The following is a 16,825-nucleotide window of genomic DNA, read 5'->3' on the forward strand; positions in this document are numbered from 1 at the left end:
CAAATTGGTTCTCTACCATCATATCAGATTTTCAAAGCACTTTCAAATTGCTTTTGCAAGAGAACTAGTTATAGCGAACAACTATACTCTCCTTCGATTGGCAAAAGAAAAGACGAGAAAATCTCGTCTTTTCCTTAAGCTACAATCGCTTTTGCTACCTCTTCTGTTGTCATACGTGAGAAGTAGTAAGTGGTGTCAATTTCTTGTAATTTGGCAAGGACATCTGCGTACTCGTAGCGAGTGCCTACCAGCAAATCTTCAATATCCGATACATCACCGATACCGAAGAAGTCTCCGTAAATCTTGATAGATTCGATGACAGATTTTTCAGCCTTGATGTAGGTTGTGATTTTACCAGCTGGGTAACGAACGCTACGCTCCACTGTGTATTCTGGTGTTTGACCGTAGGTCCAATCCCATGTCGCAAACTGGGTATCACGGATTTCTTGGATACGAGCCAAGTCGCCTTCTGACAAGACATACTCGTCCATATCTGGATATTCTTGCTTCATCTGATTGAGGATAGCGTCCTTGAACTCCAAGACTGTCATCTTCTCTGGTAATTCGTTGTTGATGTTGGTTACGCGGGCACGGACTGACTTGACACCCTTGGATTCAATCTTGTCCTTGCTGACCTTGAGGGCACTTGCGAGGACTGACATATCCACATCAAAGAGCAGGCAACCGTGGTGCATCATGCGACCTTTGGCATAGGCTTGGGCGTTACCACAGATTTTCTTGCCGTCGATTTCCAGGTCATTACGACCGGTGAAATTCGCCTCAACACCCAGTGTCGCAAGGGTATCAATTACAGGCTTGGAGAAGGTTTTGAAATCAAAAGCTCCCTCGTCTGCCTTATTTGAAATAATAGTATAGTTGAGGTTGTTGAGGTCGTGATAGACAGCGCCACCACCTGACAGACGGCGAACAACATGGATACCATTTTCGTCTGTGAATTCCTTGTTGATTTCTTCAATAGCATTCTGGTGCTTACCGATAATGATGGCAGGCTCATTGATCCAGAGAATAAAAATTTCGTCAATATCTGTTAATTCCTTGAAAGCATAGGCTTCGAGGGCAATGTTATAGGCTGGGTCATTGCTGTTATTTACGATGTATTTCATGCGAAACTCCTTTATTGTTAACTAATTTTTATTATAGTGGAAACGATAACAAAAGGCAAGTATTGAAACTCTTCTTGTCCATTCTTGAATTTTCTGAAAAATGATGGTAGGCTATAAAAGGAGGTTTTCATGAGCAAACACTTAAAATCATTTTTGATCTTTTATCTAGCCGCAAGTATCTTTCTTCCTTTTATGTGGTTTATCAATGCGCCACTTATCTGCTTTGTCCTTCCTCTTTATCTGACCTGGCAAAACATCCGCCATTTTATAGCCCTTTTGAAAAACCAGTTAAAAGAGTATAGTTTTTGGATTAACGATGGTTTGATTTTCTTTTTAGGAACAGGGCTAAGTTGGTTGGCTCTTGAATCGGCTCAAGTTGTTTACGTCGATTGGCCAGAAACCTTGGTTAATAGCCAGATTCACAGTCCAATTCAAACAGAAGCCTGGTCGGGACAGTTCTTCCTGCTTCTTTTGGGGGTTTTAGCTTATTTGGTGCTGAACATCTACCAAACCAAACTCCTCCCCCCTCTCCTAACAGTCCTCCTCATCAGCTGCCTGTATCCAAGTTTTGTATTTGCAATTTTTTGGACTATTCAACTTTCTAGCTTAATCGAAACAGATTTCTTCACATACTGCTACCTGTGCTTGGTTCCCTTCAACGTCTGTCTCATCTACAGTCGAACCATTTTACAGATCATAAAATTATGGCAGACAGAACTTGCAAAGCAGAGCACCCCACGCTTTCCTAGACTTTCTGCTCTCCTGCAAAGAAGCCTTTCTCTGCCCATCTGGCTCCTCTTCTTCAGTCTCCCCTATCTTGCAGTTCTTGGCTCTTATCTCATTCTATTTGGCCAAAAACCTGACCAGCTGCTTCAGATGTGGACAGAAACTAGTGACTGGGCCTTATCAGAAAAAATCTCCCCACCAAATGCCTTCTATGATGAACACTATCTTTGTACAGTGGGGGCTGCTGGACACCGCAAATTGGTCAAACCCATTCGCATGGGAGAGCGTCATGGACATCGTGTAGTTGTCAATCGTCAGCTGCAAATTGCCAATGCCTTTGAACAAATTTTAGAAGAAAGATGTCCACGCCTGCATCGCTTCATTCGTTCCAACTACGACCGGTATGGCTATCCCATTTCCAAACATATTCGCACGGCCTGGCAGGCGGATCTAATCTACCTGATCATGAAACCAGCCGAATGGCTCTTCCTCATCGTCATCTATCTGCACGATCGTCAGCCAGAAAATCGAATTGCACGCCAGTATCTGCCACTTTCAAACAATCTATTACCACAAGAAAATACTAGCAATTAGTAACATATCACAAAAAAAGAAAGCCACACGGGCTTTCTTTTTGCTTATCTGATTATTTACGTTTTGGTGGGTTGTGGATCGCAACACCAAGAACATCAAGGAAGGCTTCGTACATAACTTCTGAGAAGGTTGGGTGACCGTGGATAGATGCTGCCACGTCGTCAACTGTCAACTCAGATTCCATGATAGTTGCTGCTTCGTTGATCATTTCAGCTGCAACTGGACCGATGATGTGAACACCAAGGATTTCATGGTATTTCTTCTCAGCGATAACTTTTACGAAACCATGTGCTTCGTTAGAAGCAATGGCACGACCGTTACCAGTGAAGCTGTTGCGACCGATAAGGATGTTTTCTTTACCGTATTTCTCGATAGCTTGGTCTTCAGTCAAACCAACCATAGCGATTTCTGGGTGTGTGTAAACCGCTGCAGGTGTGAAGTCCAATTTAGCCTTGTGGTGGTTACCGTGGATTGCATTTTCAGCTGCCACTTCACCCATACGGTAAGCAGCGTGTGCCAACATCTTAGTACCGTTGACATCACCCGGTGCGTAAATACCTGGGATAGAAGTTTCTTGGTATTCGTTAACCTTGATACGACCGCGGTCCAATTCAAGGTTAAGATTTTCAAGACCAGCCAATTGTGGTACACGACCGATTGAAAGAAGGGCTTTTTCAGAAACAATTTCTGAACCGTCGTTCAACTTGATTGTCAATTGGTTGTTAGCTTCAACGATTTCAGATACACCAACGGAAGTCAAGAATTTCATACCTTTCTTAGAAAGGACTTTTTGCAATTCTACAGACACTTCGCGGTCCATACCTGGAATGATACGGTCAGCCATTTCAACAACTGTTACTTCTGTACCGTATGATGCGTATACCAAACCAAGTTCCACACCGACTACGCCACCACCCATAACAGTGAGTGACTTAGGAATTTCACGCAAGTCAAGGATATCATCAGAAGTCAATACCAATTTAGAATCAATACCTGGGATATTGATGCGTGATACTTTCGAGCCTGTTGCAAGAACGATGCTGCGACCTTTGATGACCTTATCGCCAATGACAACTGTCTTGTCAGGGTTTACTTGACCAAGACCGTTAAAGATTGTTACCTTGTTAGCTTTCAATAGACCAGCTACACCACCTGTCAAGGTCTTGACAACCTTGTTCTTAAAGTCAACTGTCTTATCCATGTCTACGGTGTAGTTAGTTGAAGCAAGATTAATACCACGCTCAGCCGCAATCTTCAATCCGTCAAGGATTTCAGCGTTTTTAAGGTAGGTCTTAGTTGGGATACATCCCTTGTTCAAGCAGGTACCACCAAATTCTGATTTCTCAACAATAGCGATTTTACCGCCCAATTGAGCACCACGAATAGCAGCGTAGTAACCAGCAGGACCACCACCGACAACAACCATGTCGTACTCGTCAGCTGCCAATTCAGCCTTAGGAGCTTGTGGAGCTGCTGCAGGAGCTGCAGGTACTTCCAAACCAGCTGCTTTCAAGTCAGCAGTTGCTTGAGCAACCTCAGCTGGAGCAGGTGCAGCACCCACTTCAACTGTTTCACCTTCTGCACCAAGGTAAGCAATGACCTCAGTTACAGGAACTGTTGCACCGTTACCGTGAACGATTTTCAAAAGAACACCTGATTCTTCCGCTTCCAATTCCATGCTTGTCTTGTCTGACATCATCTCCAAGATAACATCACCTTCGTTGACAAAATCACCTTCTTGTTTTTTCCACTCGATGATTTCGCCTTCTTGCATATCTACACCAAGTTTCGGCATAATAATTTCAATTGCCATAGTTATGATACAAAGAACGTCAAATGCGACAGAATTTTAGGAGTCCAACGAAGGATGCTTGCATCCAAGGCGGACTATCTAAATTCCGAAGCATTTAGTTCGTGTTCAAATGTCACGAACTCGTTCTACATCCTTTCTTTATTTTTTCTCTTTACCAAATTGAGCACAGGCTAAAAACCTATTGAAAAAGATAAATCGCCTCGTGCCTCAAGGCACATCGTTGATTTCCTATTTTCATACGGTTTTCTTAACGCCTTTTGCATCTTATCTCAGATTAACAATTCCAATGGGTTTTCCAGCAAGTTCTTCAAGTCAACCATGAACTTAGCACCATTCATACCGTCAACGATACGGTGGTCAATGGTCAAGCAGAGTGCCATGATTGGACGGATTTTGATTTCGCCGTCGATGACAACTGGTGTTTGAACAGTTGCTGCAACACCAAGGATTGCTGAGTTTGGTTGGTTGATGATTGGGTTAAAGGTTTTAGTACCAAACATACCCAAGTTGGTGATAGAGAAGGTTGATCCTGACATTTCAGCACCCTTCAACTTACCAGATTGAGCCTTCTTGATGACATCTTTCGAAGCCACCACGAAGTCAGACAAGCTCATCTTATCTGCACCGTGAACAACTGGCACCACCAATCCTTCATCCAAACCTACCGCGATACCAAGGTTGACAAACTTGTGCAACTCGATTTCCTGTGCATCGTTAATCAAAGATGCATTGAGGTAGCGGTGCTCTTCTTTCATCAGCGTACGAGTTACCGCAAGACCGATCAAATCTGTAAAGGTTACTTTCAAACCAGTCTTGTTCATGATTGGCTCAAGGACTTGCTTACGAAGTGCCATGAGGTTGGTCATGTCGATATCGTAGTTAAGCGTAAAGGTTGGAGCTGTCAAGTAAGAGTTGACCATACCTTTTGAAATTGCCTTACGCATTGGGCTCATCTTGATGATTTCAACGCCTTCTGGCAATTCTTTAGCTGGTTTCTCTTCAGCTTTTGGTGCTGGAGCAACAGTTTCTACAGCTACAGGAGCAAGTACTGCAAGAACGTCGTCCTTGACAATCTTACCATTGACACCTGAACCTGTAAGGGTTGACAAGTCAACACCTTGGTCTGCTGCGATACGGGCTGCAAGCGGAGTTGCTTTTGGAGCTGCTCCCTTGAAGTCTTCAACGTCAACCTTGTGGACACGGCCGTTAGCACCTGTTCCTGGAACAAGACCCAAGTCAATTCCAAGCTCACGCGCCAATTTACGTGCTGCAGGAGTTGCACGAACCTTGCCACCACCTTGAGGTTTGGCAGCCGCTGCAGGAGCAACAATTACTGGTGTACGACCTGCAGGCACTTCTTCGATTGCTGCTGCAGGAGCAACTGGAGCAGATGAAGCTCCTGCTTCAACTGTCTCACCTTCAGCACCCAAGTAGGCAATAACTTCTGTTACGGGAACAGTAGCACCATTTCCATGAACAATTTTCAATAGGACGCCTGACTCTTCTGCTTCCAGCTCCATGCTGGTCTTGTCAGACATCATTTCCAAGATGACATCGCCTTCATTGACGAAATCGCCCTCTTGTTTTTTCCACTCGATGATTTCACCTTCTTGCATGTCCACACCGAGCTTAGGCATAATGATTTCAATAGCCATTATTAAGATACCAAGTCCGAACAGAAAACGAATGAAAAATAGGAAATCGTCGAAAATCTTGATTTTCGTAACGATTTATCTTTTTTCCGAGTTTTCCGGACGGGTTCAATTCCTTTCTTTCAGTTTCTTACCTTGTCAAGAACCAAACCAGACTTCGATGATCGAAGTGGCTCGATTCTTTTCCAAGCATTCTTAGTCATGCTAGAACATTTTATTTCTAGCATAGCAGGGTTAGCGTCTTTCCGATTGTATTTCTGCCAAGGCGATTTGGTGCAGGCATAACTGACCTTAGGCAAGCCAAATCAACACAGTCAGAAAAGATAAGCGGATGACGATAATATTAGCCCTTGTTTACTTGCTTGTAAATTGCCGCTTTGATTTTCTCTACGTTTGGCAATACTGCGTTTTCAAGAATGTTTGCGTAAGGAACTGGTACATCGTCTGAAGCGATACGGATGATTGGTGCATCCAAGTAGTCAAAGGCTTCGCTTTCTGTGATGATTGAAGCAATTTCACCGATGAAACCACCTGTTTTGTAAGCATCGTTGACCAAGATAACCTTACCAGTTTTCTTCACAGATTCGATGATCAATTCTTTGTCCAATGGGATAAGGGTACGTGGGTCAACCACTTCTACGCTGATGCCTTCTGCAGCTACTTCTTCAGCCGCTTTCAAGGCACGTTCCAACATACGACCGTATGAAATAATGGTTACATCTGTACCTTCACGTTTGATTTCCCCTTTACCAAGTGGAATGTAGAAATCAGGATCCAAGTTAACTTCTTCTTTTTTACCGTAAAGAGCTTTTGGCTCCAGGAAGATAACTGGGTTGTTGTCAAGAATAGATGACTTCAAAAGACCTTTTGCATCGTTAGCTGTACCAGGTGCAACAACTTTGATACCTGGGATGTGGGTCAACCAAGCTTCAAGAGATTGTGAGTGCTGTGCCGCTGAACCGATACCTGAACCAGATGCCACACGGAAGGTTACAGGTGTTTTCAAGCCACCACCAAACATGTAGTTTGTTTTCGCAGCTTGGTTAACGATCGCATCAAGGGCAATTGTTACGAAGTCCATGAAGGTCAAGTCAACGATTGGACGAAGACCTGTTTGAGCCGCACCAACCGCAGAACCTGCGATTGCTGCCTCAGAGATAGGCGTGTCGCGAACGCGTTTTGGACCAAATTCGTCCAACATACCAACAGATGTACCGAAGTCACCGCCGTAGATACCGACGTCTTCACCCATCAAGAATACTTTTTCATCCTTACGCATTTCTTCGCTTTGAGCCAAGTTAATCGCTTCACGCAAGGCCATTACTTTTGTTTCAGCCATTTTTTACTCCTAATTTATATCAATTTATCTATACTGTACCAAGGAAAATCAATCAATTACCACAATGTAATTGTCTATAGTCCCTGCTTGAGACACCTTAGTTTGACTTTACCTTCAACTCTGACGTTACTTACGACACGGAGACTATTCAGCCGATATTGCTGAATAGGCGAAGTTAGTGAGGTAAGTAGGTAGTCCACCATAGTGGCTACCGTAGTTTGACTTGCTCTTTAGAGCTTAGTCAAACTTCTTACGTTAATCTACAAACACGTCTTCGTAAGCTACTGAGATGTCTGGATCTGGGCTTTCTTGTGCGAATTTCACAGATGCTTCTACTTGTTCTGCAACTTGTGCTTCGATGGCATCCAATTCTTCGTCTGTCGCAATCTTGTTTTCTGTCAAGTATTTGCGGTATTTCTTAAGTGGGTCTTTTGCTTTCCACTCGTTAACTTCTTCTTTTGTACGGTAAACACCTGCATCGGCAGTTGAGTGACCAAACCAGCGGTATGACTCAACCTCAACCATTGCAGGTCCGTTACCTGCACGAACATACTCGATGACTTCTTGCATTTTCTCATAAACGGCAATGACATCGTTACCATCTTCAACATAGTGACCAGGCATACCGTATGCAGCAGCACGTTGGTAAAGGTGAGGAATCTTAGTCGAATAAGAAATATCTGTTGAGATACCGTAACGGTTGTTTGTAATGAAGAAGATAACTGGCAAGTTCCAAACAGCTGCCAAGTTCATTGACTCGTGGAATGAGCCTTCGTTAGTAGCTGAGTCACCTGAGAATGCAATAACGATGTTATCTGTACCAAGATATTGTTGCGTAAGGGCTGCACCTACCGCAAGGGCATAACCACCACCTACGATACCGTTTGAACCAAAGTTTCCTTTTTCCACGTTTGCCAAGTGCATAGAACCACCACGGCCTTTTGATGTACCAGTTGCTTTACCAGCAAGCTCAGCCATCATACCGTTGATGTCAATCCCTTTTGCGATAACGTGACCGTGACCACGGTGGTGTGAGAAGATGATGTCCTGCTCTGTCAAACCAGCGATTGGGCCAACAGCCGCAGCTTCTTCACCAACTGAGAAGTGAGTCATACCTTGTACGAAGCCACGACGCACCAATTTATTCAATTTCATGTCAACATCACGGATTTGTTGCATTTTTAGAAACATGTCCAAATGTTGTTCTTTTGAGATAGATACCATAATTTCCTCCAAAGGTTTTCTCTTACCTTTCTATGATAGACTAATCTTTCACAAATGGCAAATTTTTGAACCGTTTTCTTAAAGTGAAAAAAAGTCTAAAAACTCTTGTTTCGTGCAGTTTTTCACAATGTGCAAGTTGTTAGCTTGAAATGAAAACAGGGTTGCTTTTCACAAACTTTTCATCTTGCTTCCGCTACCCAAATGTGCTACTATGAAAAAGGAGGATTCTATGGATTTTGAGACATTTTTGCTGGTTTCCAACTATGTTGGTACCATTGCCTTTGCCGTCTCTGGGGTGGTCAAAGGCTTTAAGAAAAAACTAGATATTTTTGGCATTACCTTGTTAGCCATTGTGACTGCTGTCGGAGGAGGGATGATTCGAGACAGTTTGGTCGGGCTCATTCCTGCTGCTTTGGTTGAGCCATCACCGATTTACTTATCCATCGCTGTCTCTCTCATTATGTATGTAGTAGTTACCAATGCCAAAAGTGAGCATCCCTTAGATCGAAAATTCTATCTCTATTTGGCGCGCATCAACTTGCTCTTTGATGCTATTGGACTAGTGATTTTTGCCCTCTTGGGTGCTAGCACTGGGATTGAAGCCAATCTTAATCCAATGGCAACTGGGATTTTGGCCAGTTTGACTGGTGTCGGCGGTGGGATTATTCGTGATTTATTGGTAAATGAAACTCCCTCTGTTCTCAAGGAAGATGTCTATGCCTTACTGGCATTTTTTACCGGATTGTCTTACCACCTTCTCGTTGTCGAACTAGGGTTCTCTCGTATCCCAACCTTCTCCTGTCTCTTTTTAATCTTCTTCATCCTCCGCCTGCTCATTATCAAATATCAAATCAATCTCCCCAATATGGAATCGTCAAAAAAACCATGAGTCTTTTTTTCGAAACTCATGGTTTTTCTATTTTTACCAGCCACCACGACCACCACCAGCGCCTGGTCCTGTTGCTGTGATTTGCGTAATCTGTTCTCCGTTAACAGTGACCGTTCCACCTGTCAATTCTGCTGTGCCATCAAAGTCAAAGGCTGATTGAGCTGTCACATCGATGGTCCCACCAGAGATGTAGATGTCACCGTTAGCATCGAAGGCATCTGTATCTCCACTTCCTACTGCAACTTTCAAGTCTCCGCCTGTTACCTTGATAAAGATATCCGTAGAAATCGTGCTCGCTGCATTAATGGCATCATCTGCACCATACACATCCAATGTACCACCGTTAATCGTAATATTGGTACCTTCAAGAGCCTCGAGGGATTCTGATACAGTAATATCTCCACCATCGATGGTCAAGGCCATTTCTGCTTTAATCCCGTCATCACCAGCAGCAACTGTAATCGTACCGCCTGCGATAGATGTATAGCCTTTAGTTGTATCTGTGTCATTGGTTGACTTAATTCCATCACCACCAGCTGTTACAGCAATCGTTCCACCATTGATTGTCATAGAATCCTTACCGCGAATACCATCATCTACTGCAGTAACCTTGATATTACCTGCATTGATAACCATGTCATCTGTTGATACGATACCGTCTTGGAAGTTCCCTTCTACAGTCAGGCTACCATTACCTGTAATAGTCAAGTCTGCTTCTACATGAATGGCCCCTTCGATATTGGTATCAGAGTGAGTACTTGAATCCTTAACAGTATTTTCTGTACCGTCTTGCAACTCAATCTCAACATTGTCTGCCGAAATAACGTTGATAGCCGCTGTATCTGAACTTGAAATCGTTGCCCCAGCCAAGATGATACGGACATTAGCATCTGTTTCAACCGTCACACCGCCTGTTGTAGAACCTGTCAAGACATAGGTTCCGCCTTCTGTGATAGTTAAACCTTCATCAGTCAAGCCAACTTCTGTCGTTGGAAGTGCTGACCAGTCAATACTTGAAGTTGACTCTGAACTAGATGAAGATGCTAAACTTGATGAGCTCGCAGTTACCACCTGACCAGAAGATGAGCTTGAAGTTGTCGAGCTCGTTGTTGATGAGCAAGCAGCCAATACTCCGATACTAACAATCGTTACAGCCGAGTAAATCCATTTTTTAAGTGATTGTTGTTTCATTATTTCTACCTCTTTTTCTATCAAGTGGACCATACGCCCTCCCTTGTATGCTCTTAGTTTACAGGCCCTTCCTAAAAGAAAGATTAAAGATAACCAAAAGAAACCTTAAAATAAAAAACTGCCCTCAGACAGTTTTCAAATGTTCTACATCGATGATCTTATCACAGACCGTCGCCAAGAGCTCCTCATCGTGCGAGATAAGAAGGACCAACTTCTTTTCTTTCTTTAAAAAGGCCAGAGCCTTAGCCAGTTCCTTCATCTGAGCCAGATCCAATCCGCTAGAAGGCTCGTCAAAGATGAGGACATCCTTATCCGCCAATAAGCTGGCAACAATCATCAAGCGTTGCTGCTCACCGCCTGACAGGCTGACTGGGTGCCTGTCCAACAAGTCTTCCAAACGAAAACGGCTGACCAAATCTTCATCGATTGTCTTGTCTTTTTGACCCAGAATGAGTTCCCTACGGACCGTTTCGGCAAAGAGTTGCAGGTGGACATCCTGCATGACAAAGCTGGTTTTTTCCAAGCGATGCCGAGGAGATAAGGTCTGTCTCTGCCAATTAATCTGACTGGCCTTGTCTTCCTCTAAACCAACTAGGTAACGAGCTAGACTAGTCTTGCCCGACCCATTTGGTCCGACAAGGCCGACGACCTGACCAGGCTTCAGACAAAGCTGCTCTACCTTATAAAGAAGATGGCCAGCTTGGCTGACAGACAAGTTGCCAATGGACAAACCTTCTTGGTCAGACTCAAACTGGCTGGCCTGCTCTGCTATTGCCCGCCGATAAGGCTCCGCATCGTAGCACCGCAAGCCCATGTCCTGACGGCACTCTTCTGTCCGTTGCAGGAAGTCGTTTGCCGGATAGTCCGCCACCAGCTGCCCCTCCTGAAAGTAGAGGTAACGGTCTGCCAGATCACTCAGGTAGGCCAAGAGGTGCTCGGCGATGATAATGGTCTTGCCTTCTTGCTTGAGCTTGTGCAGGACTTCCTGGACCTTGTGAACAGCCTCCTGGTCTAGATTGGCCGTCGGCTCATCCAAGAGCAAAATGGGACTACCTTGCATGGTGGCCGTTGCCAAAGCAATCAACTGCTTCTGCCCACCTGACAGCTGAAAGATTGGCTTGTCATAGAAGGCTTCCAGCTGAAAGAGATGATTGACCTCCTCCAAGCGACCTGCAATTTCCTCCGCTGAAAGCCCCTGATTTTCACAAGGAAAGACCAGCTCATGTAGGACTTGGGTATGAAAAAACTGGGTGGCGGGATTCTGAAAGACTGAAGCCACATGGTAGGATAGGTCTTCTACGGTAGCTTGTCGCAGGTCTAACTGACCTAGAAAAACTTGTCCAGTCACCTGAGCTGGATAGTATTCTGGGATAAGACCATTGAGCAACTTGAGGAGGCTTGATTTGCCAGAGCCACTGGGACCGCAAAGGACCACGCACTGCCCAGCTGGAATGGTCAAATCCTCAATTTGCAGGGCTGGCTTGTCCACACCTGCGTAAGTCACCTGAAGATTGTTTATCCTGATAGTCGTGTCCATAGAAGAAAGATTAGACAACATAGGCAAAGACTCCAATCTAGCCAAGTCCAGCCTGACTTGACAAATTCACTGGGACGACCGCTCAAAGCAATCCCCTTGGTCAAGGTCGCCACCGTCAAATCTTGGGCAGTTGCCAAGAGAGAGAGCATGAGGGGGACCAAAAAATATTCCATATAGCGTAGCGGTTGGACAAACAGAGCCCACTTGCTGAGAAAGATTCCTCTGACCTTCAGAGAAGCCTGGATATGCCGGGCGTCCGACTTAATGGCAGGCAAAAAGCGAAACATGACGCCCAAGGTCAAGAGGAAGACTTCGGGCAATCGCCATTTCCGCAAGCCATGAATGAGCTCATAACTGCTAGTGGTCATGAGGAGCAAGTGCCCTGCCAAGAGCGGCGGCCAGATGTAGGTCATAAGAACCAACAAGTGGAGCAAAAGGCCAGGCAGGACTGTCCAATAAGAAAGACTGAGAAAAAGACCATAGCCCAGCAGGCCGACCAAGGCCATTTTGGGCTTGCCAGAAAACCAGAAAAGCAGGCTTAGTCCACAGACCAAGACTGCATTTTCCAGTCCGCTCAGCCGCATTCCGTAGGTCAGACTAGTGAACACGACCAAGAGAATTTTACTGCGTGCATCTAATTTCATCAGACCAAACCTGAACGGTCAAAGTAGCGTTTGACCATGTATTGTCCAAAAAGTCCGCTCAGACTAGCTGCCAAGATAATGGTAAAAGATAACCAAAGGACATTTCCCGGTGTAAAGTCCAGCATGACACGGGCTACATATTCAGCCGACTTACCACGGGCCAAGAGATTGGCCTCATAAGCATCCCGCATGAGCCACATGAGAATAATGGGCCCCAGATTACCAAAAGAGAAGACCGCAAAACTCAGGAGGTTGCTCCATTTATTCTTATAAGCACCGAGCTTGGCTACCCAATCTCCTAGCAAGCCAAAGGTTAAACTAGGCAGAAAGGCCGCTGTCATATAGCCTGACAGGAAAAAGAAACAGGCCATGACCGCACCGACCAAACTGATAGAGCCAAACTTGCCAACCTTGGCAATCAAAAGCATATAAACCGGACCAGCTAAGAGGGCTGCTCCAGCAGGTGCATACATCATATTACCCGAACGATCAAAAACCAAGCTCAACAAGGTTCCTAGACCAACACAAACAAAGTAGAGGGCAGCAAAAGCCCCTGTTACCATCAGATCTTTTACTTGTAATTTCTTCATTTATTTTTCCTTTACTAATTGTCCGTCTTCCAAGCGGAAGATTGTATCCGCACAGGCCATGGTTGAGCTTCTATGAGAAATCAAGAAGACCATGCCCTGACAGTGTGTCTTGACCAGCTGGATAAAACGAGCTTCATTGAGCGAATCCAAGTTACTGGTCGGCTCATCAAAAATACAGCAGTCCGCATTTTTGAGCAGAGCCCGCATGAGTTCCAAGCGTTGCCCTTCTCCTGCCGAAAAGTCACTGGCTTCTACAATCGTATCCAAGCCCTGCGGTGCTGCCAAAATCCGTTCTTTCATGTGGCATTTTTCTGCCAAGTCCATAATGGTTTCGTCCGGCACATCCGTCCGACCCAAGAGGAGATTTTCCCGAATGGTCTGGCGGAAGATTTGCGGTACCTGAGGTACATAGGCAAAGGACCTCTGCAAATGAGCCTTGTCTACCTTCCGACTATCCAAGCCAGACAGACGTATTTGACCTTGCTGCCAGTCATACCACCGCATGATCAATTTCATCAAGGTGGATTTTCCTGCACCAGACTCACCGACCAGACCAATGATGCCACCCTGTTCAAACTGAACAGACAGATTACGATAGAGCCCTGTTTCACGATCATCATAGTCGAAGTCCAGTTGCTCAATAGCAATATCTGTCACGCTGACCTCAACCAAGTCACCTGTTCGCTCTGCTTCTTTTTCGTCCAAAAGAGCATAGATGTTCCGACCAGCATTCATAGCCCGCTTGAAACCAAGAGGCAGACGGCTGAGCTCCAAGAAGGGAGCAAAGGAGCTGGTAAAGGAAACCAGAAGAGCCACTCCTGTCGCTAGTTCCAAGTTTTGACTGCCGACCAAGTCGAAGGTCAGCCAGGCAAAGCCCATGATAGACAGTCCCACCACCAAAAAGGAAACAGCATACTGCATAAAGTTGGTCTGGGCAACCTTTCGCTCCTGACCATTGACCTCTTGACTTTTGTTCGTCAGAGTGGCAAAACGAGCATCTGTCTGCTGGAACTGCATGAGATCCTTCATGCTCTTCAGACTTTCAATAAAGTAGGAAACATAGCCCATGCGACTGGCATTTTGCTCCTTGAGTAAGGGTTGTAGCTGCTGGGAAAACCGATTTGGAATCGCAATCGCTAAAAGGGCGTAGGTCACCAGAGCCAAAAGAGACAAGCCCCAGCTGGATAGACCAAAATAGACTGTCAAGCCAAGAGCCACTAAAATCCCTGTACAAATCGGAGCAATGGTATGGGCAAAGAAAACCTCCAAGGCCTCAATATCCTCCCCAATCATCTTGAGCAGGCTACCACTGTCCTGCCTGTCCAATTTCCCAGGAGCCAGGGCCCGCAATTTTGCAAAAATCAGACGGCGGTAGGCAGCCAAGGTATGAAATGCCACATAGTGACCAAAGTAGTGCTCGCCATAGCGGAAGGCTCCACGCAGAAGAGCTAGAGTGACTAGGATTCCCAAGGTCCATAGAGGAGCAGGATTGCCAGCAAGGGCATCAAAAGCCAGATAGACCAGGGTTACTGGAATAGCAATGGTCACCACCTGTCCCAAGACCGCAAAGCAAACCGCCACCGCAATCCGTGGCAAGAGATGCTTCATCGAGCCCAAGAGTCTCGGAATCAGCACCCGTGTCGGCATTTCTTTCTTATCCATAAACGGCTTCCTCCAATTCTCTTTGTTGATCAACCAGCTGACGATAGGCCGAGCTAGTTTGATAAAGCGTGGTATGGTTGCCTGTCACAGCCCCTTCCGCAGACAAGAAGAGAATGTCATCTGCCTGCTCCACCTGCTTCATCTTATGGGTAATCATAATGACAATGGCATCCTTGGCCACCAGGTTAATCAGGTCGTAAATCAAGCCTTCATTGTCCTGATCGACGCTAGAGGTCACCTCGTCAAAGATATAGAGCGAGCGTTTTGCCAAAACCGCACGGGCACAGATAACCTGCTGGCGTTGACCTGGTGACAAGAAAGCACCGTCATCGCCCACAATAGTATCCAAACCGTCTGGCAGATGCTTAACAAACTGCAAGACCCCGTGCTCATCTGCCCAAGCCAAGATGTCCTCCTTGGTCCAATCACCAGCCATACGTAAATTCTCATAGATTGACTGGTTGAGCAAGGTTGACTGGCCCGACACATAGAGGACCTGCTCATTCAGAGACAACTGGCTGACAGTCGAAATCTCCTGCTCACCCAAGTAAATCGCTCCCTTATCCGCCTGCAAGCGTCGCAAGAGCAACTGGGCCAAGGTCGTTTTCCCCTGCCCTGACTCACCGGCCAAGGCATAGACCTTTCCAGCCGTCATGGTCATGGAAATATCGTTCAAGACTGGCTTTTCTCCGTAGGCAAAGGCCAGATTTTCCAGTTTCAAACTATCAAAAACAGGCACATGGGCAGCATCGATTTCCTGCTCCGCTGTCATGCTGTCCAAGAAACCAAAAATGCGATCCGCCATCTTGGTATTCATCATAACCAAGTGCATACCGTAGCCCTGCTCCCGTATGGGTGCAAAAAACTCCGTCGCAATGAGGACAAAGAAAAGCATACTAAAGAGGGATAGATTGCCTGCCGCTAGGCTATTGACCGCCACAAAACCAGACAGACCAATCCCCAGATACATGACCGCATCCATGTAGCCCACCGCCTGTAGCTGGAAACTGAGCAACTCCATGGTCGCATCACGGAAGTCCTCCGCCTGCTCATTGAAGGTCTTTTCATAAGCCGCGTCTGCCTGATAGGAATAAAGGGTGTTGAGCCCCTTGAGGTCGTCCAGGAAAAGATTGCCCACATCCATGTAGGAGCCCCAGTAGCGATTCATAATCCGCTTGGACCGCTTCTGCATAGCGATAATGGAAATGGGAATCAGAGGCAAGGCCAAGATGAAAATGACCGCACCCAGCGGGAAAATCAGAAAGACCAGCAAGAGCACAGTCGCACAGTTGAACTGGGTACGCAAGGAAGAAGCCATGTAGTAGGAATAGTAGGTATCCAGGCTGTCAATCCCTTGCGAAGCGATGTTAAAGACATCTGCCGCTGTCGCTTTTGACGCAAACTGACCATCCTTGGCCAAGAGAGCCTTAAAGAAGGACTGTTTGAGCGAATCCCGAGCAAACTGGGAGCCCAGGCCCTGCAAACGCTTGGCAATCAGGGCCACACCATAGCCAAAGGCATTGAGCCCCAGCAAGATAAGGACAAATCCTACTAAATCAACCTGACCGCCCTCATAGTAGGTCACAAAGCCCTTAGCAATCAAATAGAAGGAAATAATCCGCATCAAAAATTGCACCCAGGATAGAAAGGCTGCCAAATAGACCAGCTTCATCTTGGGCTTGATATGTTCTTTGAGCCGCTTCAAGAGGGCTTTTTTCTTTTCTCTGGAGATTTTCTCCTGCTCTTGTGCCATAGTTCACCTCACTCAAACATATTCCCATATAGTATATCATTCTTTGAATTGTCTGTAAATTTTAATTAAAAAGAAAAAGCTGGTTTT

The 16,825-nt window shown here is 45.6% G+C and carries 13 protein-coding genes; 2 read left to right on the top strand and 11 right to left on the bottom strand.

The features are described 5' to 3' along the window. Positions 1–134: 134 nt before the first annotated feature. A complete protein-coding gene (locus JNG37_RS02385) occupies positions 135–1,124 on the bottom strand; it encodes a lipoate--protein ligase (protein WP_158455634.1) in 990 nt (329 codons plus the stop codon). A gap of 129 nt (positions 1,125–1,253) precedes the next feature. Here JNG37_RS02385 and JNG37_RS02390 point away from each other — a divergent pair, with 129 nt between their 5' ends. Further along, a complete protein-coding gene (locus JNG37_RS02390) occupies positions 1,254–2,444 on the top strand; it encodes a DUF6688 domain-containing protein (protein ID WP_158455636.1) in 1,191 nt (396 codons plus the stop codon). Between the two features lie 52 nt (positions 2,445–2,496). On the opposite strand, the gene lpdA is transcribed toward JNG37_RS02390, so the two are convergent. The 4 genes from lpdA to JNG37_RS02410 all read right to left on the bottom strand — a co-directional run bounded on the left by lpdA (position 2,497) and on the right by JNG37_RS02410 (position 8,472). After that, positions 2,497–4,257 (bottom strand): dihydrolipoyl dehydrogenase, encoded by a 1,761-nt coding sequence (lpdA, locus tag JNG37_RS02395; protein ID WP_158455638.1) that lies wholly within the window; start codon positions 4,255–4,257, stop codon positions 2,497–2,499. A 269-nt stretch (positions 4,258–4,526) separates the two neighbouring features. Beyond that, the gene (locus tag JNG37_RS02400) at positions 4,527–5,912 is read right to left on the bottom strand and encodes a dihydrolipoamide acetyltransferase (protein WP_158455640.1); all 1,386 of its coding nucleotides are present in this window, start codon (positions 5,910–5,912) and stop codon (positions 4,527–4,529) included. Positions 5,913–6,252: 340 nt separating this feature from the next. Next, complete coding sequence (locus JNG37_RS02405; RefSeq protein WP_014638601.1) at positions 6,253–7,248, bottom strand: alpha-ketoacid dehydrogenase subunit beta; 996 nt, start codon at positions 7,246–7,248, stop codon at positions 6,253–6,255. Positions 7,249–7,503: 255 nt separating this feature from the next. Next, the gene (locus tag JNG37_RS02410) at positions 7,504–8,472 is read right to left on the bottom strand and encodes a thiamine pyrophosphate-dependent dehydrogenase E1 component subunit alpha (protein ID WP_002942391.1); all 969 of its coding nucleotides are present in this window, start codon (positions 8,470–8,472) and stop codon (positions 7,504–7,506) included. Positions 8,473–8,701: 229 nt separating this feature from the next. Here JNG37_RS02410 and JNG37_RS02415 point away from each other — a divergent pair, with 229 nt between their 5' ends. Then, positions 8,702–9,361 (top strand): trimeric intracellular cation channel family protein, encoded by a 660-nt coding sequence (locus JNG37_RS02415; RefSeq protein ID WP_158455642.1) that lies wholly within the window; start codon positions 8,702–8,704, stop codon positions 9,359–9,361. Between the two features lie 33 nt (positions 9,362–9,394). On the opposite strand, the gene JNG37_RS02420 is transcribed toward JNG37_RS02415, so the two are convergent. The 6 genes from JNG37_RS02420 to JNG37_RS02445 all read right to left on the bottom strand — a co-directional run bounded on the left by JNG37_RS02420 (position 9,395) and on the right by JNG37_RS02445 (position 16,738). Next, positions 9,395–10,552, bottom strand: coding sequence for a carbohydrate-binding domain-containing protein (locus JNG37_RS02420; RefSeq protein ID WP_158455644.1), 1,158 nt, complete (start codon positions 10,550–10,552; stop codon positions 9,395–9,397). 124 nt (positions 10,553–10,676) lie between these two features. After that, positions 10,677–12,110: an ABC transporter ATP-binding protein gene (locus JNG37_RS02425; protein ID WP_158455646.1), complete on the bottom strand. Its 1,434-nt coding sequence runs from the start codon at positions 12,108–12,110 to the stop codon at positions 10,677–10,679. Then, positions 12,068–12,733, bottom strand: coding sequence for an energy-coupling factor transporter transmembrane component T family protein (locus tag JNG37_RS02430; RefSeq protein ID WP_158455648.1), 666 nt, complete (start codon positions 12,731–12,733; stop codon positions 12,068–12,070). The genes JNG37_RS02425 and JNG37_RS02430 overlap by 43 nt, the downstream gene beginning before the upstream one ends. Next, complete coding sequence (locus JNG37_RS02435; RefSeq protein ID WP_158455650.1) at positions 12,733–13,323, bottom strand: MptD family putative ECF transporter S component; 591 nt, start codon at positions 13,321–13,323, stop codon at positions 12,733–12,735. The genes JNG37_RS02430 and JNG37_RS02435 overlap by 1 nt, the downstream gene beginning before the upstream one ends. Continuing rightward, positions 13,324–14,985: an ABC transporter ATP-binding protein gene (locus tag JNG37_RS02440; protein WP_158455652.1), complete on the bottom strand. Its 1,662-nt coding sequence runs from the start codon at positions 14,983–14,985 to the stop codon at positions 13,324–13,326. Continuing rightward, positions 14,978–16,738 carry an ABC transporter ATP-binding protein/permease gene (locus JNG37_RS02445; protein ID WP_158455654.1) on the bottom strand — a complete coding sequence of 587 codons (1,761 nt, stop codon included), beginning with the start codon at positions 16,736–16,738 and terminating at the stop codon, positions 14,978–14,980. Before JNG37_RS02445 ends, JNG37_RS02440 begins: the two co-directional genes overlap by 8 nt. Positions 16,739–16,825: the final 87 nt, after the last annotated feature.

Source organism: Streptococcus suis, assembly GCF_016775005.1.
Classification (GTDB): Bacteria; Bacillota; Bacilli; order Lactobacillales; family Streptococcaceae; genus Streptococcus; species Streptococcus suivaginalis.